At 70.0% G+C, this 18,251-nt stretch carries 17 protein-coding genes and 1 tRNA gene; 9 read left to right on the forward strand and 9 right to left on the reverse strand.

Translation table 11 applies throughout. The features are described 5' to 3' along the window. Positions 1–11: 11 nt before the first annotated feature. From ACSMXV_RS21480 to ACSMXV_RS21490, 3 genes are all read right to left on the reverse strand, one after another. Entirely contained in the window at positions 12–839 is an 828-nt protein-coding gene (locus tag ACSMXV_RS21480) for a triphosphoribosyl-dephospho-CoA synthase (protein ID WP_473172958.1), read from the reverse strand. Between the two features lie 5 nt (positions 840–844). Beyond that, on the reverse strand, positions 845–1,816 hold the full coding sequence (locus ACSMXV_RS21485) for an intradiol ring-cleavage dioxygenase (protein ID WP_473172959.1): 972 nt from the start codon (positions 1,814–1,816) through the stop codon (positions 845–847). Positions 1,817–2,081: 265 nt separating this feature from the next. After that, positions 2,082–2,540: an ATP-binding protein gene (locus tag ACSMXV_RS21490; protein WP_473172960.1), complete on the reverse strand. Its 459-nt coding sequence runs from the start codon at positions 2,538–2,540 to the stop codon at positions 2,082–2,084. A 234-nt stretch (positions 2,541–2,774) separates the two neighbouring features. Here ACSMXV_RS21490 and ACSMXV_RS21495 point away from each other — a divergent pair, with 234 nt between their 5' ends. The 9 genes from ACSMXV_RS21495 (at position 2,775) to ACSMXV_RS21535 (ending at position 13,648) form a co-directional block, all read left to right on the forward strand. Next, the gene (locus ACSMXV_RS21495) at positions 2,775–3,614 is read left to right on the forward strand and encodes a hypothetical protein (RefSeq protein WP_473172961.1); all 840 of its coding nucleotides are present in this window, start codon (positions 2,775–2,777) and stop codon (positions 3,612–3,614) included. 186 nt (positions 3,615–3,800) lie between these two features. Beyond that, positions 3,801–4,541 carry a YcnI family copper-binding membrane protein gene (locus ACSMXV_RS21500; protein WP_473179020.1) on the forward strand — a complete coding sequence of 247 codons (741 nt, stop codon included), beginning with the start codon at positions 3,801–3,803 and terminating at the stop codon, positions 4,539–4,541. Positions 4,542–4,689: 148 nt separating this feature from the next. Continuing rightward, positions 4,690–5,346 (forward strand): SCO family protein, encoded by a 657-nt coding sequence (locus tag ACSMXV_RS21505; protein WP_473172962.1) that lies wholly within the window; start codon positions 4,690–4,692, stop codon positions 5,344–5,346. An 86-nt stretch (positions 5,347–5,432) separates the two neighbouring features. Beyond that, on the forward strand, positions 5,433–5,897 hold the full coding sequence (locus tag ACSMXV_RS21510) for a copper chaperone PCu(A)C (RefSeq protein WP_473179021.1): 465 nt from the start codon (positions 5,433–5,435) through the stop codon (positions 5,895–5,897). Between the two features lie 26 nt (positions 5,898–5,923). Further along, positions 5,924–7,990 (forward strand): copper resistance CopC/CopD family protein, encoded by a 2,067-nt coding sequence (locus ACSMXV_RS21515; RefSeq protein WP_473172963.1) that lies wholly within the window; start codon positions 5,924–5,926, stop codon positions 7,988–7,990. Positions 7,991–7,995: 5 nt separating this feature from the next. Next, positions 7,996–9,243 carry an iron uptake transporter deferrochelatase/peroxidase subunit gene (gene efeB / locus ACSMXV_RS21520; RefSeq protein ID WP_473172964.1) on the forward strand — a complete coding sequence of 416 codons (1,248 nt, stop codon included), beginning with the start codon at positions 7,996–7,998 and terminating at the stop codon, positions 9,241–9,243. A gap of 561 nt (positions 9,244–9,804) precedes the next feature. Further along, positions 9,805–10,740 carry a prephenate dehydratase gene (gene pheA / locus ACSMXV_RS21525; protein ID WP_181864735.1) on the forward strand — a complete coding sequence of 312 codons (936 nt, stop codon included), beginning with the start codon at positions 9,805–9,807 and terminating at the stop codon, positions 10,738–10,740. Positions 10,741–11,546: 806 nt separating this feature from the next. Continuing rightward, positions 11,547–12,824, forward strand: coding sequence for a serine--tRNA ligase (gene serS, locus ACSMXV_RS21530; protein WP_473172965.1), 1,278 nt, complete (start codon positions 11,547–11,549; stop codon positions 12,822–12,824). Next, positions 12,821–13,648, forward strand: a complete 828-nt coding sequence (locus tag ACSMXV_RS21535; protein WP_473172966.1) for an HAD family hydrolase — start codon at positions 12,821–12,823, stop codon at positions 13,646–13,648. The genes serS and ACSMXV_RS21535 overlap by 4 nt, the downstream gene beginning before the upstream one ends. A gap of 164 nt (positions 13,649–13,812) precedes the next feature. Here the strand turns inward: ACSMXV_RS21535 and ACSMXV_RS21540 are convergent. From ACSMXV_RS21540 to ACSMXV_RS21565, 6 genes are all read right to left on the reverse strand, one after another. Then, positions 13,813–13,915 (reverse strand) — tRNA-OTHER (locus ACSMXV_RS21540). A gap of 252 nt (positions 13,916–14,167) precedes the next feature. Then, positions 14,168–14,401 carry an SGM_3592 family protein gene (locus tag ACSMXV_RS21545; RefSeq protein ID WP_473172967.1) on the reverse strand — a complete coding sequence of 78 codons (234 nt, stop codon included), beginning with the start codon at positions 14,399–14,401 and terminating at the stop codon, positions 14,168–14,170. Positions 14,402–14,504: 103 nt separating this feature from the next. After that, entirely contained in the window at positions 14,505–15,224 is a 720-nt protein-coding gene (locus ACSMXV_RS21550) for an ABC transporter permease (RefSeq protein WP_473172968.1), read from the reverse strand. Between the two features lie 10 nt (positions 15,225–15,234). Next, complete coding sequence (locus ACSMXV_RS21555; protein ID WP_473172969.1) at positions 15,235–16,146, reverse strand: ABC transporter ATP-binding protein; 912 nt, start codon at positions 16,144–16,146, stop codon at positions 15,235–15,237. Then, the gene (locus ACSMXV_RS21560; protein WP_473172970.1) at positions 16,146–17,054 is read right to left on the reverse strand and encodes an ABC transporter permease; all 909 of its coding nucleotides are present in this window, start codon (positions 17,052–17,054) and stop codon (positions 16,146–16,148) included. The genes ACSMXV_RS21555 and ACSMXV_RS21560 overlap by 1 nt, the downstream gene beginning before the upstream one ends. Then, entirely contained in the window at positions 17,044–18,033 is a 990-nt protein-coding gene (locus tag ACSMXV_RS21565) for an ABC transporter ATP-binding protein (protein WP_473179022.1), read from the reverse strand. Before ACSMXV_RS21565 ends, ACSMXV_RS21560 begins: the two co-directional genes overlap by 11 nt. Positions 18,034–18,251 lie beyond the last annotated feature (218 nt).

The following is an 18,251-nucleotide window of genomic DNA, read 5'->3' on the forward strand; positions in this document are numbered from 1 at the left end:
GACCCTGCCGGTCACACGGGGGACGGTGTGACCGGCAGGGAGTTCAGGAAGAGCGCGCCGGCGAGGAGGCCGCCGCTGCCGCGGGGGTGCAGACCGTCGTTGCGCAGGCCGGCGTCGAACTCCACGAGCGCCGCCCGGCCCTCGTCGGTGGCGGTGCCTCCCGCCTCGAGCACGGTACGGGCGCCGGTCTGGACGCGGCGCAGCCCGTGCGGGCCCGCTGTGTAGAGCAGCCCGGTGTCCTGGAGCGTGGACATCACGGTGAGCAGGGCGTCCAGCCGGGAGTGCGGGCCGCCGGCGCCGGCCCTGGCCAGCGCTTCCGACGCCCGGCGCACGTGCGGGAACCCGGCTCGCGCCTCGCCTCGTGCACCCGCCGCGCCGTACTTGGCGGAGACCGTCGAGCCGATGGAGGGCCGTCGCGGGGCGCGGCGGTCGGGGTGGGCAGCGATGCGTTTGGCGGTTGCCATGATGTCGCCATGTACGGCCTGAGGTTCCAGGGCGGCCGCGGCGACCAGCAGGCCGAGCGTCCAGAGCGCCCCGCGATGACCTCCGCCCGCCAGCCGTGCCGACCGCTCGGTGGCCCGGCCGATCGCGCCGAGCTCCTCGCGGAGGGCGCGGCCGGGCTCACCGATGCGGCGGGCGGCCGCCGCCATGGCCTCGAGTCCGGGTGCCAGCGCCTTGGCCGACCAGCGCAGGGCGCTCAGGTCCTGGCGGCTGGCGAGGGCCTCGAGGTCGCGGGCGTCGGGCAGTCCCGGCTTGGGGGTGAGCCGGAGCTGCTCGATCAGGGCGTCCACGGCGGCCGTCGCCAGGGCCTCGTCCTTGCGGTCCATGACGGTCTTCATGCCGGTTACGAGGCGCTCGACGAGGACGCGGACGTCGTGGAATCGGACGACGTGGACTCCGACGCGGCGGCGCTGGGCGCGTCACCCGGGGCACCGCTCGGCGGTGTGCCGCCTTCGCCGCCACCACCGCCGGCGCCGTCGTTCTCCGCGTCGGGGTCGATGCCCAGGGTGATGAACCCCTTGTAGCCCTTCGACGGGTCGCTCTTGTGGACCGGCTTGAGGGTCAGCAGCCCGCTGGAGGCGCCCCCGCCGTCGTACACCATGTCGTCGTCGAGCTTCGTGTAGGAACCGGTGTGCTGGGAGTACGGCTCCAGCGCGAAGATCGCCTCGGCGACGTCGTCGTCGAAGAACAGCTGGCCGGTGTAGTTGACCTTCCCGCCCTCGTAGGTGCCGTCCTCCTTCTCGCCGCCGGTGTGCACCTTGACGTGGATGTGGCAGGTGCGGGGCGTGTACCAGCCGGGGACGATCGTCTCGAACTTCACGACGCCGTTGGCGTTCGCGATCTGGTAACCACGAAGGTACGTCTGATCGTTGGACGTCGAGCCGTCCTCGCTCTCGGCGGGGGCGCTGCCGCCCGGGTTGGCCGTCGTGTAGCCCGAGTAGTAGCCCCAGGCGTCGCAGTGCCAGATCTCGACGGCCGCCCCGGCGACCGGCGCGCAGGACTCGGTGGTGTCCTGGACGGTGATACGGAGGGTCAGCGGCACGCCCGCCTTGCCCTCGGTGATGTCCTTCCGCACGAGGGCACCGTCCAGGTAGTACGGGCCTTCGGTGACGCTGGACATCAGGACGCACGTTCCGCTCGACGAGCCGGTTGTGCTGGTGGAGGTGGTGGCGGCGGACGTGGCCGCGTCGCTCACCTCGTCGGCGAAGGCTCCCTGGTACCCGGCGAGCGCGAGCCCTCCGGCCCCCGCCACGCCGCCGCCGACGGCGAGGGCGCGGCGCCTGGTGATGGACTTGTCTGCGTGTCTTCCCGTCATGTGACGCGACGCTAGGGACCATTCCTCGCAGAGGGATTGGGCCGAGCTGTGGACGTCCTATGTGCTGATGGGGCCGGTGTGCCCCGATTCCGGGGAGGCCGGCGTGCCTGACGGGGCGGTGGACCGATTATGGGCCGCGTACCTGACGGGGCCGGTCGACCGACTATGGCGCAGGCTGCCCGACAGGGCCGGTCGACCGATGATGGGGCAGGCTGCCTGACGGGCCGGTGGACCGATCAGGCGGGACGTTCGGCCGGTCCCCGGCCTACACCGTCACCAGCGGCGCGTCTTCCCTCCACTTGAGGATCTTGTCGAAGCTGACCACCGCGCCGCCGTCTCTGCCCGGCTTGTTGTCGAACTGCACATGATCGGCAAGCTCCTGGATGAGGCACAGCCCCCGGCCGTGCTCGGCGTCTCCGGGGGCGGGGCGTGCCGTCGGACGGGTCCGCCCCGCAGGGAATCCGGGCCCGGAGTCGGCGACTTCGATGCGGCACTTCTCGCCGTCGAGGTAGGCCGTCACCCGGTACGCGCCCGAGGATCCGCCGGGGGCCGCTCCCCCTCCGTGCTCCACGGCGTTGGCGCAGGCCTCGCTCAGGGCAACGGAGAGATCGAAGGAAACGTCGGGATCCACGCCCGCGGTCTCCATAGTCCCGATGAGCAGGCGCCGGGCGAGCGGAACGCTCGCAGCTTCGCGCCGCAAATGGAGGGACCACCACATGCTCATGCTCCAGCCTCCTGGCTGCGGCTCGACATACCGATACGTATTGCCACAAGCGCACGAAGTAAGCACAGGGTTGACGCAATGCCGCTCAGACGGCCGATGCGTAGGTTGAGCGAGTCGGTGTATGGCCATCGACACAAGGGGCGTTTCGTTTCATATCGTGATCTTCCGGGCGTGGCGTGACCTTGTGGACCTGCCGTACGGAGCGGTCAGGGCCAGTGCGATGATGGCTCGGCCATGACTGCCCCCGACCAGCGCAGGGCGCGCGACGGAGTGGATCTCCGGATCCTCAGGGCCGCGGTGTTCACCGCGGTCTGTGTCGCGTTGTCCGCGGCGGGGCATGCGCTCGCCTCCTGCGAGGTGCTCCCGCTGTGGGCGCTCGGGGTGGCCTTCCTCTCCGTCTTCGCCGTCGCGGTGCCGTTCGCCGGGCGCGAGCGCGCACTGCCCGGTATCGCCGCGGTGCTGGCCGTGGGCCAGACCGCGCTGCACACGCTGTTCGGTTTCGCGCAGGGCGGTACGGAGGCCGCCGTGGGCGTCGTCGGCGCGTCGTCGGCGAGCGCGGGGTCAGCGTCGGCAGTCAGCGATCCCGCCCTGGTGGAACGGGCCGCGCGACTGGTGTGCGGCGCCGGGGCGGCGGCGATCAGCCCGGCCCAGGCCCAGCAGATCCTGTCGAGCGCGGGCCTCGAACCGGCGCACTCCCTGCACCACCACTCGGCAGCGGCGTCCACGCTCACCGGCTCTGCGGCCGCGCTGCTGCCGTCCCTGCCCATGCTCCTCGGGCACGTGCTCGCCGCCGTCGCCGCGGGCTGGCTGCTGCGCCGCGGCGACATCGCACTGGGGCACCTGCTGCGGCTGTCGGCGCACGGAGTCGCCGAGGTGTCGCGCGTACGGTCGCTGCGCCGCGCCCTCGCGCTCGTACGGGCCCTGCTCGCCGGGTTTCGGGCGGCACCCGACGCGGGTCCGCGCGCCCCGCGCACAGCGCTGCTTCTGCCCGCGAAGCCGCGTATCTCCGCACTTCAGCACACGGTGATCAGGCGCGGGCCGCCCTCCACGGCCGCGTTCCTTCTCGCTGCCTGACGCGCGCACCACTCCACTCGCCGGAGTCGGAGGAGGTGCCGTGCGGCACGCACGCGTGCCCATCGGGCGCGCTGTCCTCCTCACCGTCGAACCACCGCTGAGAGTGGAGAGCCCTCTTCCATGAAGTCCCTCACACCCAAGCAGTCCATCCCGTCCCTGAAGGCACCGGCGAAGGCGCCGGCGCGGCTGAAGGTTTCCCGTCTGTCCGTCGTCGGCGCCGCCGCCGGTTCCGCCGTGCTGCTGCTTTCCGCTCCGGCCTTCGCGCACGTCAGCGTGCAGCCGGAGGGCGAGGCCGCGAAGGGCGGGTACGCCGTCATCGACTTCAAGGTGCCGAACGAGCGCGACGACGCCTCGACGACCAAGCTCGAGGTGAGCTTCCCGACGGACCACCCGCTCGCCTCCGTGATGCCCCAGCCCGTCGAAGGCTGGAAGGTGGAGGTCACCACGTCCAAGCTGGACAAGCCGCTCGAGCTGCACGGCGAGAAGATCACCGAGGCCATCTCCAAGGTCACCTGGACCGCCGACGGCAAGGGCATCGAGCCGGGCTACTTCCAGAAGTTCCCACTCTCCGTCGGCCAGCTGCCCGAGGACACCGACGAGCTCGTCTTCAAGGCGCTCCAGACGTACTCCAACAAGGAGGTCGTGCGCTGGATCGAGGTGCAGCAGGGCGACGAGGAGCCGGAGAACCCGGCGCCCGTGCTCGAGCTGTCGGCAGCCACCGACGACCACCACGGCAGCGGTTCGGACGACACGGCCGCCTCGGACGACGCCACGTCGGAGTCGTCCTCGGGCACCACCGAGACCGCAGCGGCCTCCGCGGACTCCAGCGACACCACCGCACGCGTCCTCGGCATCGTCGGCATCGCCGTGGGTGCGGCCGGCGTGGCGTTCGGTGTGCTGGCCGGACGCCGGCGTAGCAGCAGCTGATCACCGGCAGCTGAGCATGCCGACCGCATGCCGAGCGCATGACGAGCGGCCGGGCAGCTGAGCCACCTTCCGGTGGGCACGGGGTCGTGCCGACGACCGCGGACGACCCCGGCGCCCACCGGCCACCTCACATCTGGGACATTTTCCTATGCGCAAGAACACTCTCCTCGCCGCCGCCGTGCTGACCGCCGCAACGCTGACCCTTTCCGCGTGCGGCAGCGGCGACGACGCCAAGAAGCCCGTCGCCGAGGTCTCCGTGGAGTCGGGCAGTTCGGACAAGGCCGCGACCGTGCTGGACAAGCCGTTCACCAAGCCGGACCTGGTCCTCACCGACACCCACGGGAAGAAGTACGACCTGGTCGAGCAGACCAAGGGCCGGCCGACGCTGATCTACTTCGGCTACACCCACTGCCCCGACGTCTGCCCGCTGACCATGAGCAACATCGCGGTCGCCAAGAAGCAGCTGCCCAAGGCCGAGCAGGACGAGCTGCGCGTCGTCTTCGTGACGACCGATCCGGAGCGGGACACCCCGTCCGCGCTCGCCAGCTGGCTCAAGGCACAGGACACCGACTTCATCGGCCTGACCGGGGACTTCTCCACTATCCAGGCCGGCGCCCGGCAGCTCGGCATCTCCATCGAGGCGCCGACCAAGGACAAGAACGGCAAGGTCGTCTCGATGCACGGCACCCAGGTCGTCGCCTTCTCCCCGAAGACCGACGCGGGCTATGTCCTGTACGGCGAGGACGCCACGGTCGACGACTACACGAAGGACCTGCCGAAGCTGATCAAGGGGGAGACACCGTGAGGCGCCGCTTCCGCACTCGCACGAGGACCGTGGCCGGAGTCGGCGTCGTCGGCGGTGGCGGCAACGGCGGCGGCGCGAGGGGACTCGTGCCCTGCGGTGCGCTGGTCGTCGCCGCCGGGCTCGTGCTCACCGGCTGCGGCTCCGGCGACGGCTCGGTGCAGGCGAGCGCGGCCGCGAAGAAGCCCGATCTGAAGGTGAGCGGGGCCTATATGCCGGTTCCGCCGACGGCCGACATGGCGGCGGGGTACTTCACCGTCACCAACTCGGGCGGCGCCGACGAGCTCACCTCCGTGAGCAGCGACATAGCCGCCGATGTCACCCTCCACACCACCGAGGGCGGGGCGATGAAGGAGCAGAAGTCCTTCGGCGTACCCGCAGGCGGCACCCTCGACTTCGCACGGGGCGGCAACCACGTCATGTTCGACAGGCTCACGCACAGGCCGAAGCTGGGCGAAAAGGTGTCCGTTGAGCTGCACTTCGCCAAGTCGGGCACGGTCACGGTTGAGCTGCCGGTGAAGGACGCCACGTACAACCCGTCAAGCCATCACTGAGACACAGTCAGAGAGACGGAGAGTTCATGAGGTCCATCGCGCCCCGCGTCGGGCATCTTCTGATGCTGTTGCTCGCCGTGACGGGCGCGCTCATCGCCGGTGCCGCGCCCGCCTCCGCGCACGCCGCGCTGCTCGGGAGCGACCCGAAGCAGGGGGCAGTGGTCGAGACGGCGCCGAAGCAGGTGTCGCTCACGTTCTCGGAGGACGTGGCGATGTCGGACGGCTCGATCCGGGTGCTCGACCCGGCCGGCAAGCGTGTCGACACCGGCAAGCCGGAGAACCTCGGTGAGGACGTCTACAGCGTGAAGCTGCACTCCGGCCTGCCCGACGGCACCTTCACCGTCGCCTACCAGGTGGTGTCGGCCGACAGCCACCCCATCGCCGGGGCCTTCACCTTCTCTGTGGGCGCGCCGTCCAAGACCTCGGTCGCGCTGGGGGACCAGACGGCGGGCGGCGGTGTCGTCGGCCCGCTCTATGGTGTCGCCCGCTATGTGTCGTACGCGGGGTTCATCGTCATGGTCGGTGGGGCCGCTTTCGTACTGGCCTGCTGGCCGCGCGGCGCGGGAGTACGGGCGGTGCAGCGGGTCGTGGTCTCCGGCTGGGTCGCGCTGACCGCGGCCACCCTGACGATGCTGCTCATGCGCGGCGCGTACACCGGGTCCGGAAAGCTCGCCGACGTCTTCGACCTCGGGCAGCTCGGCACGGTGCTGCAGACGAAGACGGGCGCGGCACTCAGCTCCCGCCTGCTGTTGCTCGCCGCGGCCGCTCTGTTCATCGCGGTGCTGTTCGGGGCGTACGTCAGGCATGAGGGGGACCATGGCGGCGAGGCGAGCGACGAGGGCGATGGGGCCGGTCGGGTCGGCGCCACCAATGACGGCGATGCGGCCGGGCAAGGCGGCTACGACCGTCAAAGCGAGACCAACCGTCAAAGCGAGACCGAACGTCAAAGCGAGACCGACGGTTGTGCGACCGACAGTCAGAAAAGCGACCTCGCTTTCGGCCTTGCCGTCGGCGGCGCCGTCGTCGCGGCGGGCCTCGCTGCCACGTGGGCCATGGCCGAGCACGCCTCGACCGGTATCCAGGCAGGGCTCGCGATGCCCCTCGACGTGCTGCATCTGCTGGCGGTCGCGGCCTGGCTCGGCGGTCTGACGACGCTGCTGGTGTCGCTGCACCGCGCGCCGTCGATCGAGGCCTCCGCGGTACGCCGCTTCTCGCGCCTCGCACTCGGCAGCGTCAGCGTGCTGGCGGCGACCGGCATCTACCAGTCCTGGCGCCAGGTCGGCTCCTGGTCGGCGCTCACCGGTACGGCGTACGGGCAGCTGCTGCTCGTGAAGATCGGGCTGGTCGCGGTGCTGGTGGGCATCGCCTGGATCTCTCGCCGCTGGACCGCGCAGCTCACGGACGCACGAGGCGCGGACGCCGAGGACGCGAACACCGAGGGCGCGGAAGCGCAGCATGCCGGGGAGGCGGCGCATGCAGAGGAGGCGGCGCATGCCGAGCATGTGGAAACGGCAGGCCGCGACGCCACACGCGTCGCCCAACTCGCCCGCCAGCAGGCCGCCATAGCCACCGCCCGCAAGAAGCGCGTCCGGGACGCCGATCCGCATCGCTCAGGCCTGCGCCGCTCCGTGTTCGCCGAAGCCGGCGTCGCCGTGGTCCTGCTCGCCGTCACCACGGTGCTGACGTCCACCGAGCCGGGCCGCACGGAAGAGGAGGCCGCCCGTGCCACCACCGCCGCATCCGAGCTGAGCGGTCCCGTCACCCTGGACATTCCGTTCGACACGGGCGGCCAGGACGGCAAAGGCACCGTGTCGCTCGCTCTGACGCCGGGCCGGACCGGCAGCAACGAGATGCATGTCTATGTGAAGCGCCCGAACGGCCGGCCCTTCGACATTCCCGAGGTGAAGGTCTCCTTCACGCTCACGTCCAAGGACATCGGACCGCTGCCCGTCGTCCCCGACCACATCGTCACGGGGCACTGGAGCGCGAGCGGGGTGCAGATCCCGATGGCGGGCGACTGGACGGTCGCCGTGACCGTGCGTACCTCGGACATCGACCAGGTGACCGTCAACAAGAACGTGAAGATCGGCTGAACACCATGCCTGACCAGTCCATTTCCCGTCGACGGCTCCTCGGTACGGCCGGCGCCACCGGGCTTGCCCTGGGCGCGGCGGGCGGTGCCGCGGGGTACGCCGCGGCGTCCTCCGGTTCCCATGAGGGCTCGAGTGGCACGGCCGCTGCGTCTCTCACCTCCCTCGGCGCGGAGGAGGTGATGTTTCACGGGAAACATCAACCAGGCATCACGACGCCGATGCAGGCCCACGGTCATCTCATCGCGTTCGACCTGGTGGCGAGCGCGGGCCGCAAGGAGGCGGCCGCACTGATGCGCCGCTGGTCGGCGATGGCTGAACGGCTGATGGCAGGGGAGGCCGCCGGAAGCAATGACACCGACGTCGCACGCGATGCCGGGCCCTCGTCCCTGACCGTCACCTTCGGCTTCGGCTACAGCTTCTTCTCCCGTACCGGCCTGGAGAAGCAGCGCCCGGTGGCCCTCGATCCGCTGCCGGACTTCTCCTCGGACCGTCTCGACAAGGCCCGCAGCAACGGCGATCTATGGGTGCAGATCGGCGCGAACGACGCACTGGTCGCCTTTCATGCACTGCGCGCCGTGCAGAAAGAGGCCGTCGGCGTCGCACGCGTCCGCTGGCAGATGAACGGCTTCAACCGCTCGCCCGGCGCGACCGCCCGCCCCATGACGGCCCGCAATCTGATGGGCCAGATCGACGGCACGAACAACCCGAAACCGACGGACGACGACTTCGACCAGCGCATCTTCGTGCCCGCTTCGGGCGATCCGTCCTGGATCGCCGGCGGCTCCTACGCCGTCGTACGCCGCATCAGGATGCTCCTCGACGACTGGGAGAAGCTCTCCGTCAACGATCAGGAGAACGTCATAGGGCGGCGGAAGTCCGACGGTGCGCCCCTCACCGGCGGCACGGAGGCGACCGAACCGAAGCTCGAGCAGACCGACGCCGACGGCAACCTCGTCATCCCGATCAATGCGCATGCCCGCATCACCCGGCCCGACCAGAACAGCGGGGCCGCGATGCTGCGCCGGCCGTTCTCCTTCCACGACGGCTTCGACGCGGACGGGGTACCGGACGCGGGCCTGCTCTTCATCTGCTGGCAGGCGGACCCTCTGCGCGGCTTCGTACCCGTGCAGCGCAAACTCGACCGCGGCGACGCCCTGTCGCGGTTCATCCGCCACGAGTCGAGCGGCCTCTTCGCCGTGCCGGGCGGCGCGGCCAAGGGCGAGTACGTGGGGCAGCGGCTGCTGGAAGCGTGACCGGTCCCCCAAGAGCGACGGCGCCGCTCGGAGGCCAGAGCGGCCCGGAGACCGCGCGGCTCCGGGTGGAGACGCCTGGGGGCATGGGCGGTCCCAGCGATCGGCTGCCGCTGAAACACCGGCAGCCCGGGGAGAGAGCGTCTCCGAGGGAGCTCCGGTGGAGACGCCTGCGGGCGTGAGCGGGCGGGGACGGCGGTGGCGGCGGTGCCGAGACCGGGGCTGCACGAGGACGCGGACATGCCGGGATGGGGACGGCGCGCGAGCGAGCGGGAGTCGCCGGGGCAAGGCCGGCGCTAGGGCGCGGCAGTGCCGAGGCGGGGCGGCGCCCGCCGCAGTGGCCCAGGCGGGGGCAGCGCTAGGACGGCGGCGGTACCGAGATGGAACGGCGCGCGCGAGCCCGCAGTGGCCCAGGCGGGGGCAGCGCTAGGACGGCGGCGGTACCGAGATGGAACGGCGCGCGCGAGCCGCAGTGCCCCGGACGGGACCGGGGGAGGGCGCGGCAGTGCCGGTACCCGGGCGGCACGAGGAAGCCGCAGTGCCCGCGGGCATTAGGGTGACCGTATGTCCGCCACCCGCTACACGTACCTCGGCCCGGCCGGCACCTTTACCGAGGCCGCACTCCGCAAGCTCCCGGAAGCCGCCACGCGGGAGCTCGTGCCCATGGTGAGCGTGTCCGCGGCTCTCGACGCCGTACGCGCAGGCGAGGCCGCAGCCGCGCTCGTGCCGATCGAGAACTCCGTGGAGGGCGGCATCACCACGACCCTCGACGAGCTCATCGCGGGCGAGCCGCTGATGATCTACCGCGAGGTGCTGCTTCCGATCACCTTCGCGCTGCTGGTCAGGCCCGGCACACAGCTGGCCGACATCAAGACGGTGACCGCGCACCCGGCCGCGCAGACGCAGGTCCGCAACTGGCTGGCGGCGAATCTTCCGGACGCCGTGTGGGAGTCGTCCGCGTCGAACGCCGACGGCGCGCGGCTGGTGCAGGAGGGCCGCTACGACGCGGCCTTCGCGGGCGAGTTCGCGGCGGCGACGTATGGCCTGGAGCCGCTGGTCACCGAGATCCACGACGCGGCGAACGCGCAGACCCGCTTCGTGCTGGTCGGCCGCCCCGCCCGGCCCGCTGCCCCGACCGGCGCGGACAAGACGTCGGTGGTCATCTGGCAGCGCGACGACCACCCCGGTGCACTGCTGGAACTGCTCCAGGAGTTCGCGGTACGCGGGGTCAACCTGGTGCTGCTCCAGTCCCGTCCGACCGGCGAGGGCATCGGGAGTTACTGCTTCGCGATCGACGCCGAGGGGCACGTCTCGGACCCACGGGTCGGCGAGGCCCTCATGGGGCTCAAGCGCATCTGCCTGAAGGTGCGGTTCCTCGGCTCTTATCCCCAGGCCGACGTCTCGCCCCAGGACGTGCGGGCGCTTCGGCCCGGGACGTCCGACGGCGACTTCGCGGAGGCCTCGGACTGGCTGACGCGCTGCCGCGACGGGCGGTTCTGACGGGTTCGTTGCATCGGTTGCATCCGTCGCAAGCGCCGCTGCCCATCTCGCGGCCCCAGCCGCTGGCTCCGAAGCCGCCCCAGGGGCCGATGCGTGTCGCATCCGCCGTCACGTGAGGTCGCATCCGCCGTCGCGTCCGGTCACGTCCGCCGTCGCATCCACCCGCCCCCATCCGTAGCGGCTCCTCGCGCTCTGCGCCACGGCCGCTACCGATGAGTTATCCACCGGTACCACCTACGGTCCTACCTGCAGATTTTCCACATCCACAGGAGTTATCCACAGGTTGGCTTCTCGACCTGGGGACAAGTCGACAACGAAGTGCGATACATACGACACAGTCGACAAATCGGCCCTTGACCGCCAAGTCCCTCCAGCATCGGGCACACCACCCCTCGTCCACCCGTTTCACTTGATCAACTCTTTGGGGCGAACCATTTCCACCCGAAAGTGGGGTCAGAGGCGGTTTGAGCCGGGAATCCATCGCCCCAGTTGCGGCTTTCGGAATGATCACTTCCGCCATCCACAGATCTTGCACACAGGCTGTGGATAACTTTTCTCGGCGTGGACTCCTGTGGAAAACGAGCCCCAATTGCCGCCCACCGCAAGGGAGTCGAGTCAAGACGGCGCATCACCTGTGCCCCGATTCGGGGAATCGCACCCCTTTTATTGACGGTACGCTGCGATGTCGCTTCCCCGGCGCCCATCCGCCAGGCCCTGCCGGAATTCCCATTCCGGCATATCGCTCATAACGCGCATACCTAGATATCGGTTCGTGAGCGGGAACCGCACACCGGTAGCCTTGCGGTGTGATTGACCTTCGCCTGCTTCGTGAGGACCCCGACCGTGTTCGCGCCTCCCAGCGCGCCCGTGGAGAGGACGTCGAGCTCGTCGACGCCCTGCTCTCCGCCGACGAGCGGCGCAGGTCGTCCGGCGTCCGCTTCGACGAGCTGCGCTCCGAGCAGAAGTCGCTCGGCAAGCTCATCCCCAAGGCCTCCGGCGACGAGAAGCAGGAGCTGCTGAAGAAGGCGGGCGAGCTCGCCGCCGCCGTCAAGGCGGCCGACGCCGAGCGGGACCAGGCCGCCGCCGAGACCCAGGAGCTGCTGCTCAAGCTCGGCAACCTCGTGCACCCCGACGTCCCCGTCGGCGGCGAGGAGGACTTCAGGGTCCTGGAGGAGCTCGGCACCATCCGCGACTTCACGGCGGAGGGCTTCGAGCCCAAGGACCACCTGGAGCTCGGCACGACGCTCGGCGCCATCGACGTGGAGCGCGGCGCCAAGGTCTCCGGCTCGCGCTTCTACTTCCTCACCGGTGTGGGCGCGCTGCTCGAGCTCGCCCTGGTGAACGCGGCGATCGCCCAGGCCACCGCGGCCGGCTTCACGCCGATGCTCACCCCCGCGCTGGTTCGCCCGCAGTCGATGGCCGGCACCGGCTTCCTCGGCCAGGCCGCGCAGGACGTCTACCACCTGGACGATGACGACCTCTACCTGGTCGGCACGTCCGAGGTGCCGCTCGCCGCGTACCACATGGACGAGATCATCGACGCCGACCGGCTGCCCCTGCGCTACGCGGGCTTCTCGCCCTGCTTCCGCCGCGAGGCCGGCTCGCACGGCAAGGACACCCGCGGGATCTTCCGCGTCCACCAGTTCGACAAGGTCGAGATGTTCTCGTACGTCGCGCCGGAGGACTCGGAGGCCGAGCACCAGCGTCTCCTCGAGTGGGAGAAGCAGTGGTTGACCTCGCTGGAGCTGCCGTTCCGCGTGATCGACGTGGCCACCGGTGACCTGGGCTCCTCGGCCGCCCGCAAGTTCGACTGCGAGGCCTGGATCCCGACGCAGGGCAAGTACCGCGAACTGACGTCGACGTCGGACTGCACGGAGTTCCAGTCCCGCCGCCTGTCGATCCGCGTACGCGACGGCAAGCAGATCCGTCCGCTGGCGACGCTCAACGGCACGCTGTGCGCCGTACCGCGGACGATCGTCGCGATCCTGGAGAACCACCAGCAGGCCGACGGTTCCGTGCGGGTCCCGGAGGTGCTGCGTCCGTATCTCGGCGGACGAGAGCTTCTGGAGCCGGTCGCCAAGTGAGCGCTTCCGCTGCCCACTCCGCCGCCCCCTTCCCCTACAAGCTGGTCGCCACCGATCTCGACGGAACGTTGCTGCGCTCCGACGAGACGGTGTCGGCGCGCACGCGTGAGGCGCTCACCGCGGTCACCGCGGCGGGCGCCGCCCACATCGTCGTCACCGGCCGGGCCGTGCCCTGGACCCGGCACATCCTCGACGACCTCGGCTACGAGGGCCTCGCGGTGTGCGGCCAGGGCGCGCAGGTCTACCACGCGGGCGAGCACCGTCTGCTCACCTCGGTGACCCTGGACCGCCAGCTCGCGGGACTGGCGCTGGCGAAGATCGAGGCGGAGGTCGGCCCGCTGGCGCTGGCCGCGAGCCGCGACGGCATCGAGGGGCAGGTGCTCGTCGGGCCCGGCTACCAGGTGCACGACGGACCACTGCCGTACGTGCCGTTCACCGATATTGCCGACGTGTGGTCGGCGCCGCTGAACAAGCTGTACATCCAGCACCCTGGGCTCACCGACGACGAGCTCGCCTCGGTGGCTCTGCGGACCGCGGGCGACCTGGTGGGCGTGACGATGGCCGGCGAAGGCATCGTCGAGCTGCTCCCCTTGGGCCTCACGAAGGCGACGGGCCTCTCCTTGGCCGCCCGGCGGCTGGGCGCCAAGGCCGCGGACACGATCGCCTTCGGCGACATGCCCAACGACATCCCGATGTTCGCCTGGTCTTCCCACGGCGTAGCCATGGCCAACGCCCACGAGGAACTGAAGGCAGTAGCGGACGAGGAAACGACGTCGAACGAGACGGACGGCATCGCCGTAGTCCTGGAGCGCCTGCTGGCGTAGTCGGCGAGCAGCAGCCGCTCCCGCTTTGGGCGCGGGGCTCCCGCTGTGGGCAGGCGTTCCGCAGGGGCGGAACGGGTGGGCACAGCCCACGACGTACAGCAACCCGACGTACGAGGTCCACCAGGACAACAGAGAACCCCGCCCAATCACAGCGAAGCGTCTCGCGGAGGATGCGCGGATCGAACGCGCGCGGGGGCAACCCCGACCACGACTCGCTTCTGATCGAACACAGCGCAAGCCGGTGCCTTACCTCTCGGCCAATCCTCCGGGTGGGCGGCCCGCGCGAACGAATCCGCGCGCTCGAAGCGGCCGCCCCGGACAGCGCCCACGCGGCGGCTCCACGGAGTGCAGTGACTACTCCGGAGCCCGCCGCGGGCTGCCCTGTCGGGAGCTCGACGGACTACTGATGGACATCGTCGCGCTCCTCTCCCAGAAGATGGCGCCGGTGGCGGCGTCGTGGACACAACTACTCTGCCGGTACGAGAAGTTGGGCGCCACCGATTATTTCCGGACGGACGCCTACCCCTTGCGCCACCTACGACGCCGCGCCCGGCTCCAGAACCAGCCCGCCGGAGGCTCGTCGCTGCGCCAGGGCTCCGGCTCAGGGGGCCGCTTGCGCCAGCGGGCGGCGAGCATACGGGCACGCGCGGAGGGTTCGGCCGTCTCGGCGGACCGTATGAACTCATCGTCGAGGACGATGTCGTCCCACCCCTCGCCCGGCGTAGCACCCTCGGGCTTCGGTTCCGATGCCATCGTGACTCCTTCCTCCACGGCGGAAGCGCTCGCCTCCCGCCCAGTGTCCGGGCAGGAGGGTGAAAGCGCCATCAAGATCGCGGAACCGGCATCGCGTGCCCGGTCACTCCTCCCCGGCCAGCGTCAGCGTCCGCAGCTTCTGTCCCGCGTACCAGGTGGCCGCCACGGTGACGCCCGCCAGCAGGACCGTCGCGAGCGGCAGTCCGACGTCCGAGGTGACCAGCTCTCCGCCGGCGACTTTCTGGGCCACCGCGAGCGACCACTGCTGAACGCTGAGCGTGCGCGCTCCGGCCACGAGGGATCCGAAAAGGGCCTCCCAGACGAGGGCGTAGACGAGTCCGAAGACCACCGCGTGGCGGGTGACCGTGCCGAGCAGCAGGAAGAGCGCGGCGTACGCGATGGAGGCGACCAGCGCCGCGACCGTGTAGGCGACGGCGATCTGCTGACCGTTGCCGTTGAGGATCAGCCCGGCGACGAACGTGGGGATCGCGGAGAAGACCATCGTCACGGCGATGGCGACGATCAGCTTGGTGAAGATGATCGTGGGCCGCTTGACGGGCTTGGCGAGCAGATAGACCACCGAGCCGTCGTCGATCTCGGGACCGATCGCTCCGGTGCCGGCGATGACGCCGATGATCGGCACCATCGTGGCGAGCGCGAACCCGCCGAGTACGTCCGAGGCGACCTGGTCGTCGGCGCCGGTGAGGGCGCGCACCGCCCCGGCGATCACGATCAGCAGGGCGGGCAGCGCGAAGAGGATGAGGGCGCGGCGGCGGCCGAGCAGGGCCCGGTAGGTGAGCCGGGCGACAGTGGGGTCGTACATCTTCGGCCTCCTACGCCGCGACAAGATACGAGAAGACGGACTCGAGGGACTCGTCGGACGGCGAGACCGTCAGCAGCCGGATGCCGTGGTCCCTGGCCACCCGCGGAAGCAGTGCCGTGAACCGGCCGAAGTCAACGGCCTGGATACGCAACGCGCCCTCGGTCACGTCCACTTCGATGCCCGCGGTCGACGGATCGGCGATCAGCGCGGCCGCGAGTGCGCGGTCGTCGCTGGAGCGCACCAGATAGCGGTGGGGGCGGTCGGTCATCAGGCGGCGGATCTTGCGGAAGTCGCCGCTCGCCGCATGCCGTCCGGCGACGATCACCTCGATGTGGGAGGCGAGTTGCTCGACCTCCTCGAGGATGTGGGATGAGAAGAGGACGGTGCGTCCCTCGTCGCCCATGCGCCGCAGCAGGTCCATCAGCTGCATGCGCTGGCGCGGGTCCATTCCGTTGAAGGGCTCGTCCAGCAGCAGCACGGACGGCTCGTGGACGAGCGCGGACGCCATCTTGACGCGCTGCCGCATGCCCTTGCTGTACGTGGAGATCTTGCGGTCCTGCGCGTACTCCATCTCGACCGTGGCGAGCGCCCGTTGGGCGGCCCGTGCGTCCAGGCCGTGCAACTCGGCGTTGGCGACGACGAATTCGCGGCCCGTGAGGAAGTCGTACATGGCTTCGCGCTCGGGAACGATGCCGATGTTCTTGTAGATCTGCTCGTTGCGCCAGATCGGCCGGCCGTCGAGGGTGACGGAGCCGGTGGAGGGGGCCAGGAAGCCGCCCATCATGTTGATGAGTGTGGACTTGCCGGCGCCGTTGGGGCCGAGGAGTCCGGTGACGCCGGGGCCGACGGTCATCGTGACGTCGTTGACGGCCACCACGTTGCCGAACCAGCGCGAGGCGTGGTCGATGTCGATCGTGGTCACTACAGTCCGACCTTTCGGTAGCGGCGCATCAGGATCCCGTAGCAGCCGGCGATGAGTCCCAGGACGACGAGCAGGTAGACGACGCCCGCGCCGGTCGAGGGGCCTTCCCCTCCGGGGAAGGCGGAGGTGGCGCCCAGGAAAGCCGTCTGCACGCCGTCGATGAGCGTGACCGGCGAGAAGAGCCCGATCCAGCTCACCACCGCACCGTCGCTGCCCTGTGCGTGCGCGATGGCCTGGAGAGTGGAGACCGCGCCGTACGAGATGGTCAGGACGGCGATCACGGCCGCGATGCCGAAGCCCCGGCGGGGTGTGACCGCCGAGATGACGAGGCCGATTCCGGCGAAGAGCAGCGACAGCAGCGCCACCGAGACCAACCCCTGCAGGAAGCCCTCTGTCTGATCCGAGTAGTCAAGTTTGGCCAGCAGCGCCCCGATGTAGAGCACGAGCAGCGGCGCTGCCGTGAGGATGAACATGGCGGAGGCCATCGCACCGTACTTGGCGAGGACGTAGTCGCCGCGTTCGATAGGACGCGAGAAGTAGAGGGGGACCGTCTTGAAGCGCAGATCGCGCGAGACGGACTGCGGCCCCTGGGAGGCGATGTAGAGACCGATGACGGCCTGCATCACGATCGCGTAGCGCGTGTAGTCGAGCGGCAGGTCCTTGAGCTTGGTCGTGACCGTGACCGCGACCATGATCGCCGCCGGTGCGCACATCACCCCGAAGAGCAGCATGGGCAGCACCTTGGACTTGGCCGAGCGGCCGAGTCCGTACGCACCGCGCAGGGACTGCGAGAAGAGCGAACGGCGGGCGTAGGCACGGCCCAGGCGGGGGCCGTCGTAGTTGCGGTAGCCGATGTTGTGGATCCGGGTCTGCTCACCGGCGCCCGTGAGGGTCTGCTCAACCGCCATGGTGGACCGCCTCCTTCCTCTGCCCGTCAGTGTCCGTGTCCTGATGCCTGGCCTGGTCCGGCCGGAAGACCTCTGCGATGTGGTGCCTGCGCTGTTCCATGCGGACGAGGCCGAGGCCCAGATCGGCGACGAGGTCGCGCACGAGGTCGTACGTGTCCTCGCCCTCGGTCGTGAGCAGCAGCGTGTGCCCGGCGCCCGGCAGACCGCCTCCGGCGTCGGTGGTCACCCCGCGCGCGTGCAGCGCGTCACGCAACGCGCGTGTGCCGTCCGGGTGTTCGTCGGTGTCGGTGACCTCGATCGCGAGTGTCGTCGTCGTCTGCGTGAAGTCCGTGGTGGAGCTGGAGCGCAGCAACTTGCCGCCGTCGACGACGACGACGTGGTCGCAGGTGCGCTCCAACTCGCCCAGCAGATGCGAGGTGACGAGGACCGAGATGCCGAAGTCGGTGTGGACGCGCCGGATCAGGCCGAGCATGTCGTCACGGCCGACCGGGTCGAGGCCGTTGGTCGGCTCGTCCAGGAACACCAACTGGGGGTCGTGTACGAGCGCTTGGGCGAGCTTGACGCGCTGCTTCATACCGGTCGAGTAGCCCCCGATGGGGCGGTAGCGCTCCTCGTACAGGCCGACGTGGCGCAGCGTGTCCGCCGTTCGCTCGCGGGCTGCGGTCGGCGGCAGCCCCGACATGCGCGCCATGTGGACGACGAACTCGGTGGCAGAGACGTCGGGCGGCAGGCAGTCGTGCTCCGGCATATAGCCGACGCGCTCGCGGATGGCGGCTCCCTTGGTCGCCACGTCGAGGCCGAGCACCTCGGCGCGGCCCTCGGTGGCGGGGGAAAGACCCAAAAGGATCTTGATCAGTGTGGACTTGCCGGCTCCATTGGCTCCGACGAGTCCGGTCACACCAGGCCCGATATCCATGGAGAGCCGGTCAAGCGCGGTCACCCTGGGGAACCGCTTGCTCAGGCTTTCGGTCACGATCACAGTCACGCCTCGAAGGTAGTGGCGCACACAACAGCGGGCGTCAGACCAGGGGGTTGTCCCGTGGTCCGACTTCGGTATTACGGGCCCGTAGGGGTCCCCCTCAGGTCTCACCGAGGTGAGTTGAGGAATCAGTTGGGCATATCGTGTTCATTCTGTGCATAGTTTGCAATTCCGACTATACCGGCTGAACCTCGAACGGCGATGGTCGAACCGAACTT

The sequence above is a fragment of the Streptomyces sp. DSM 42067 genome (assembly GCF_055792885.1).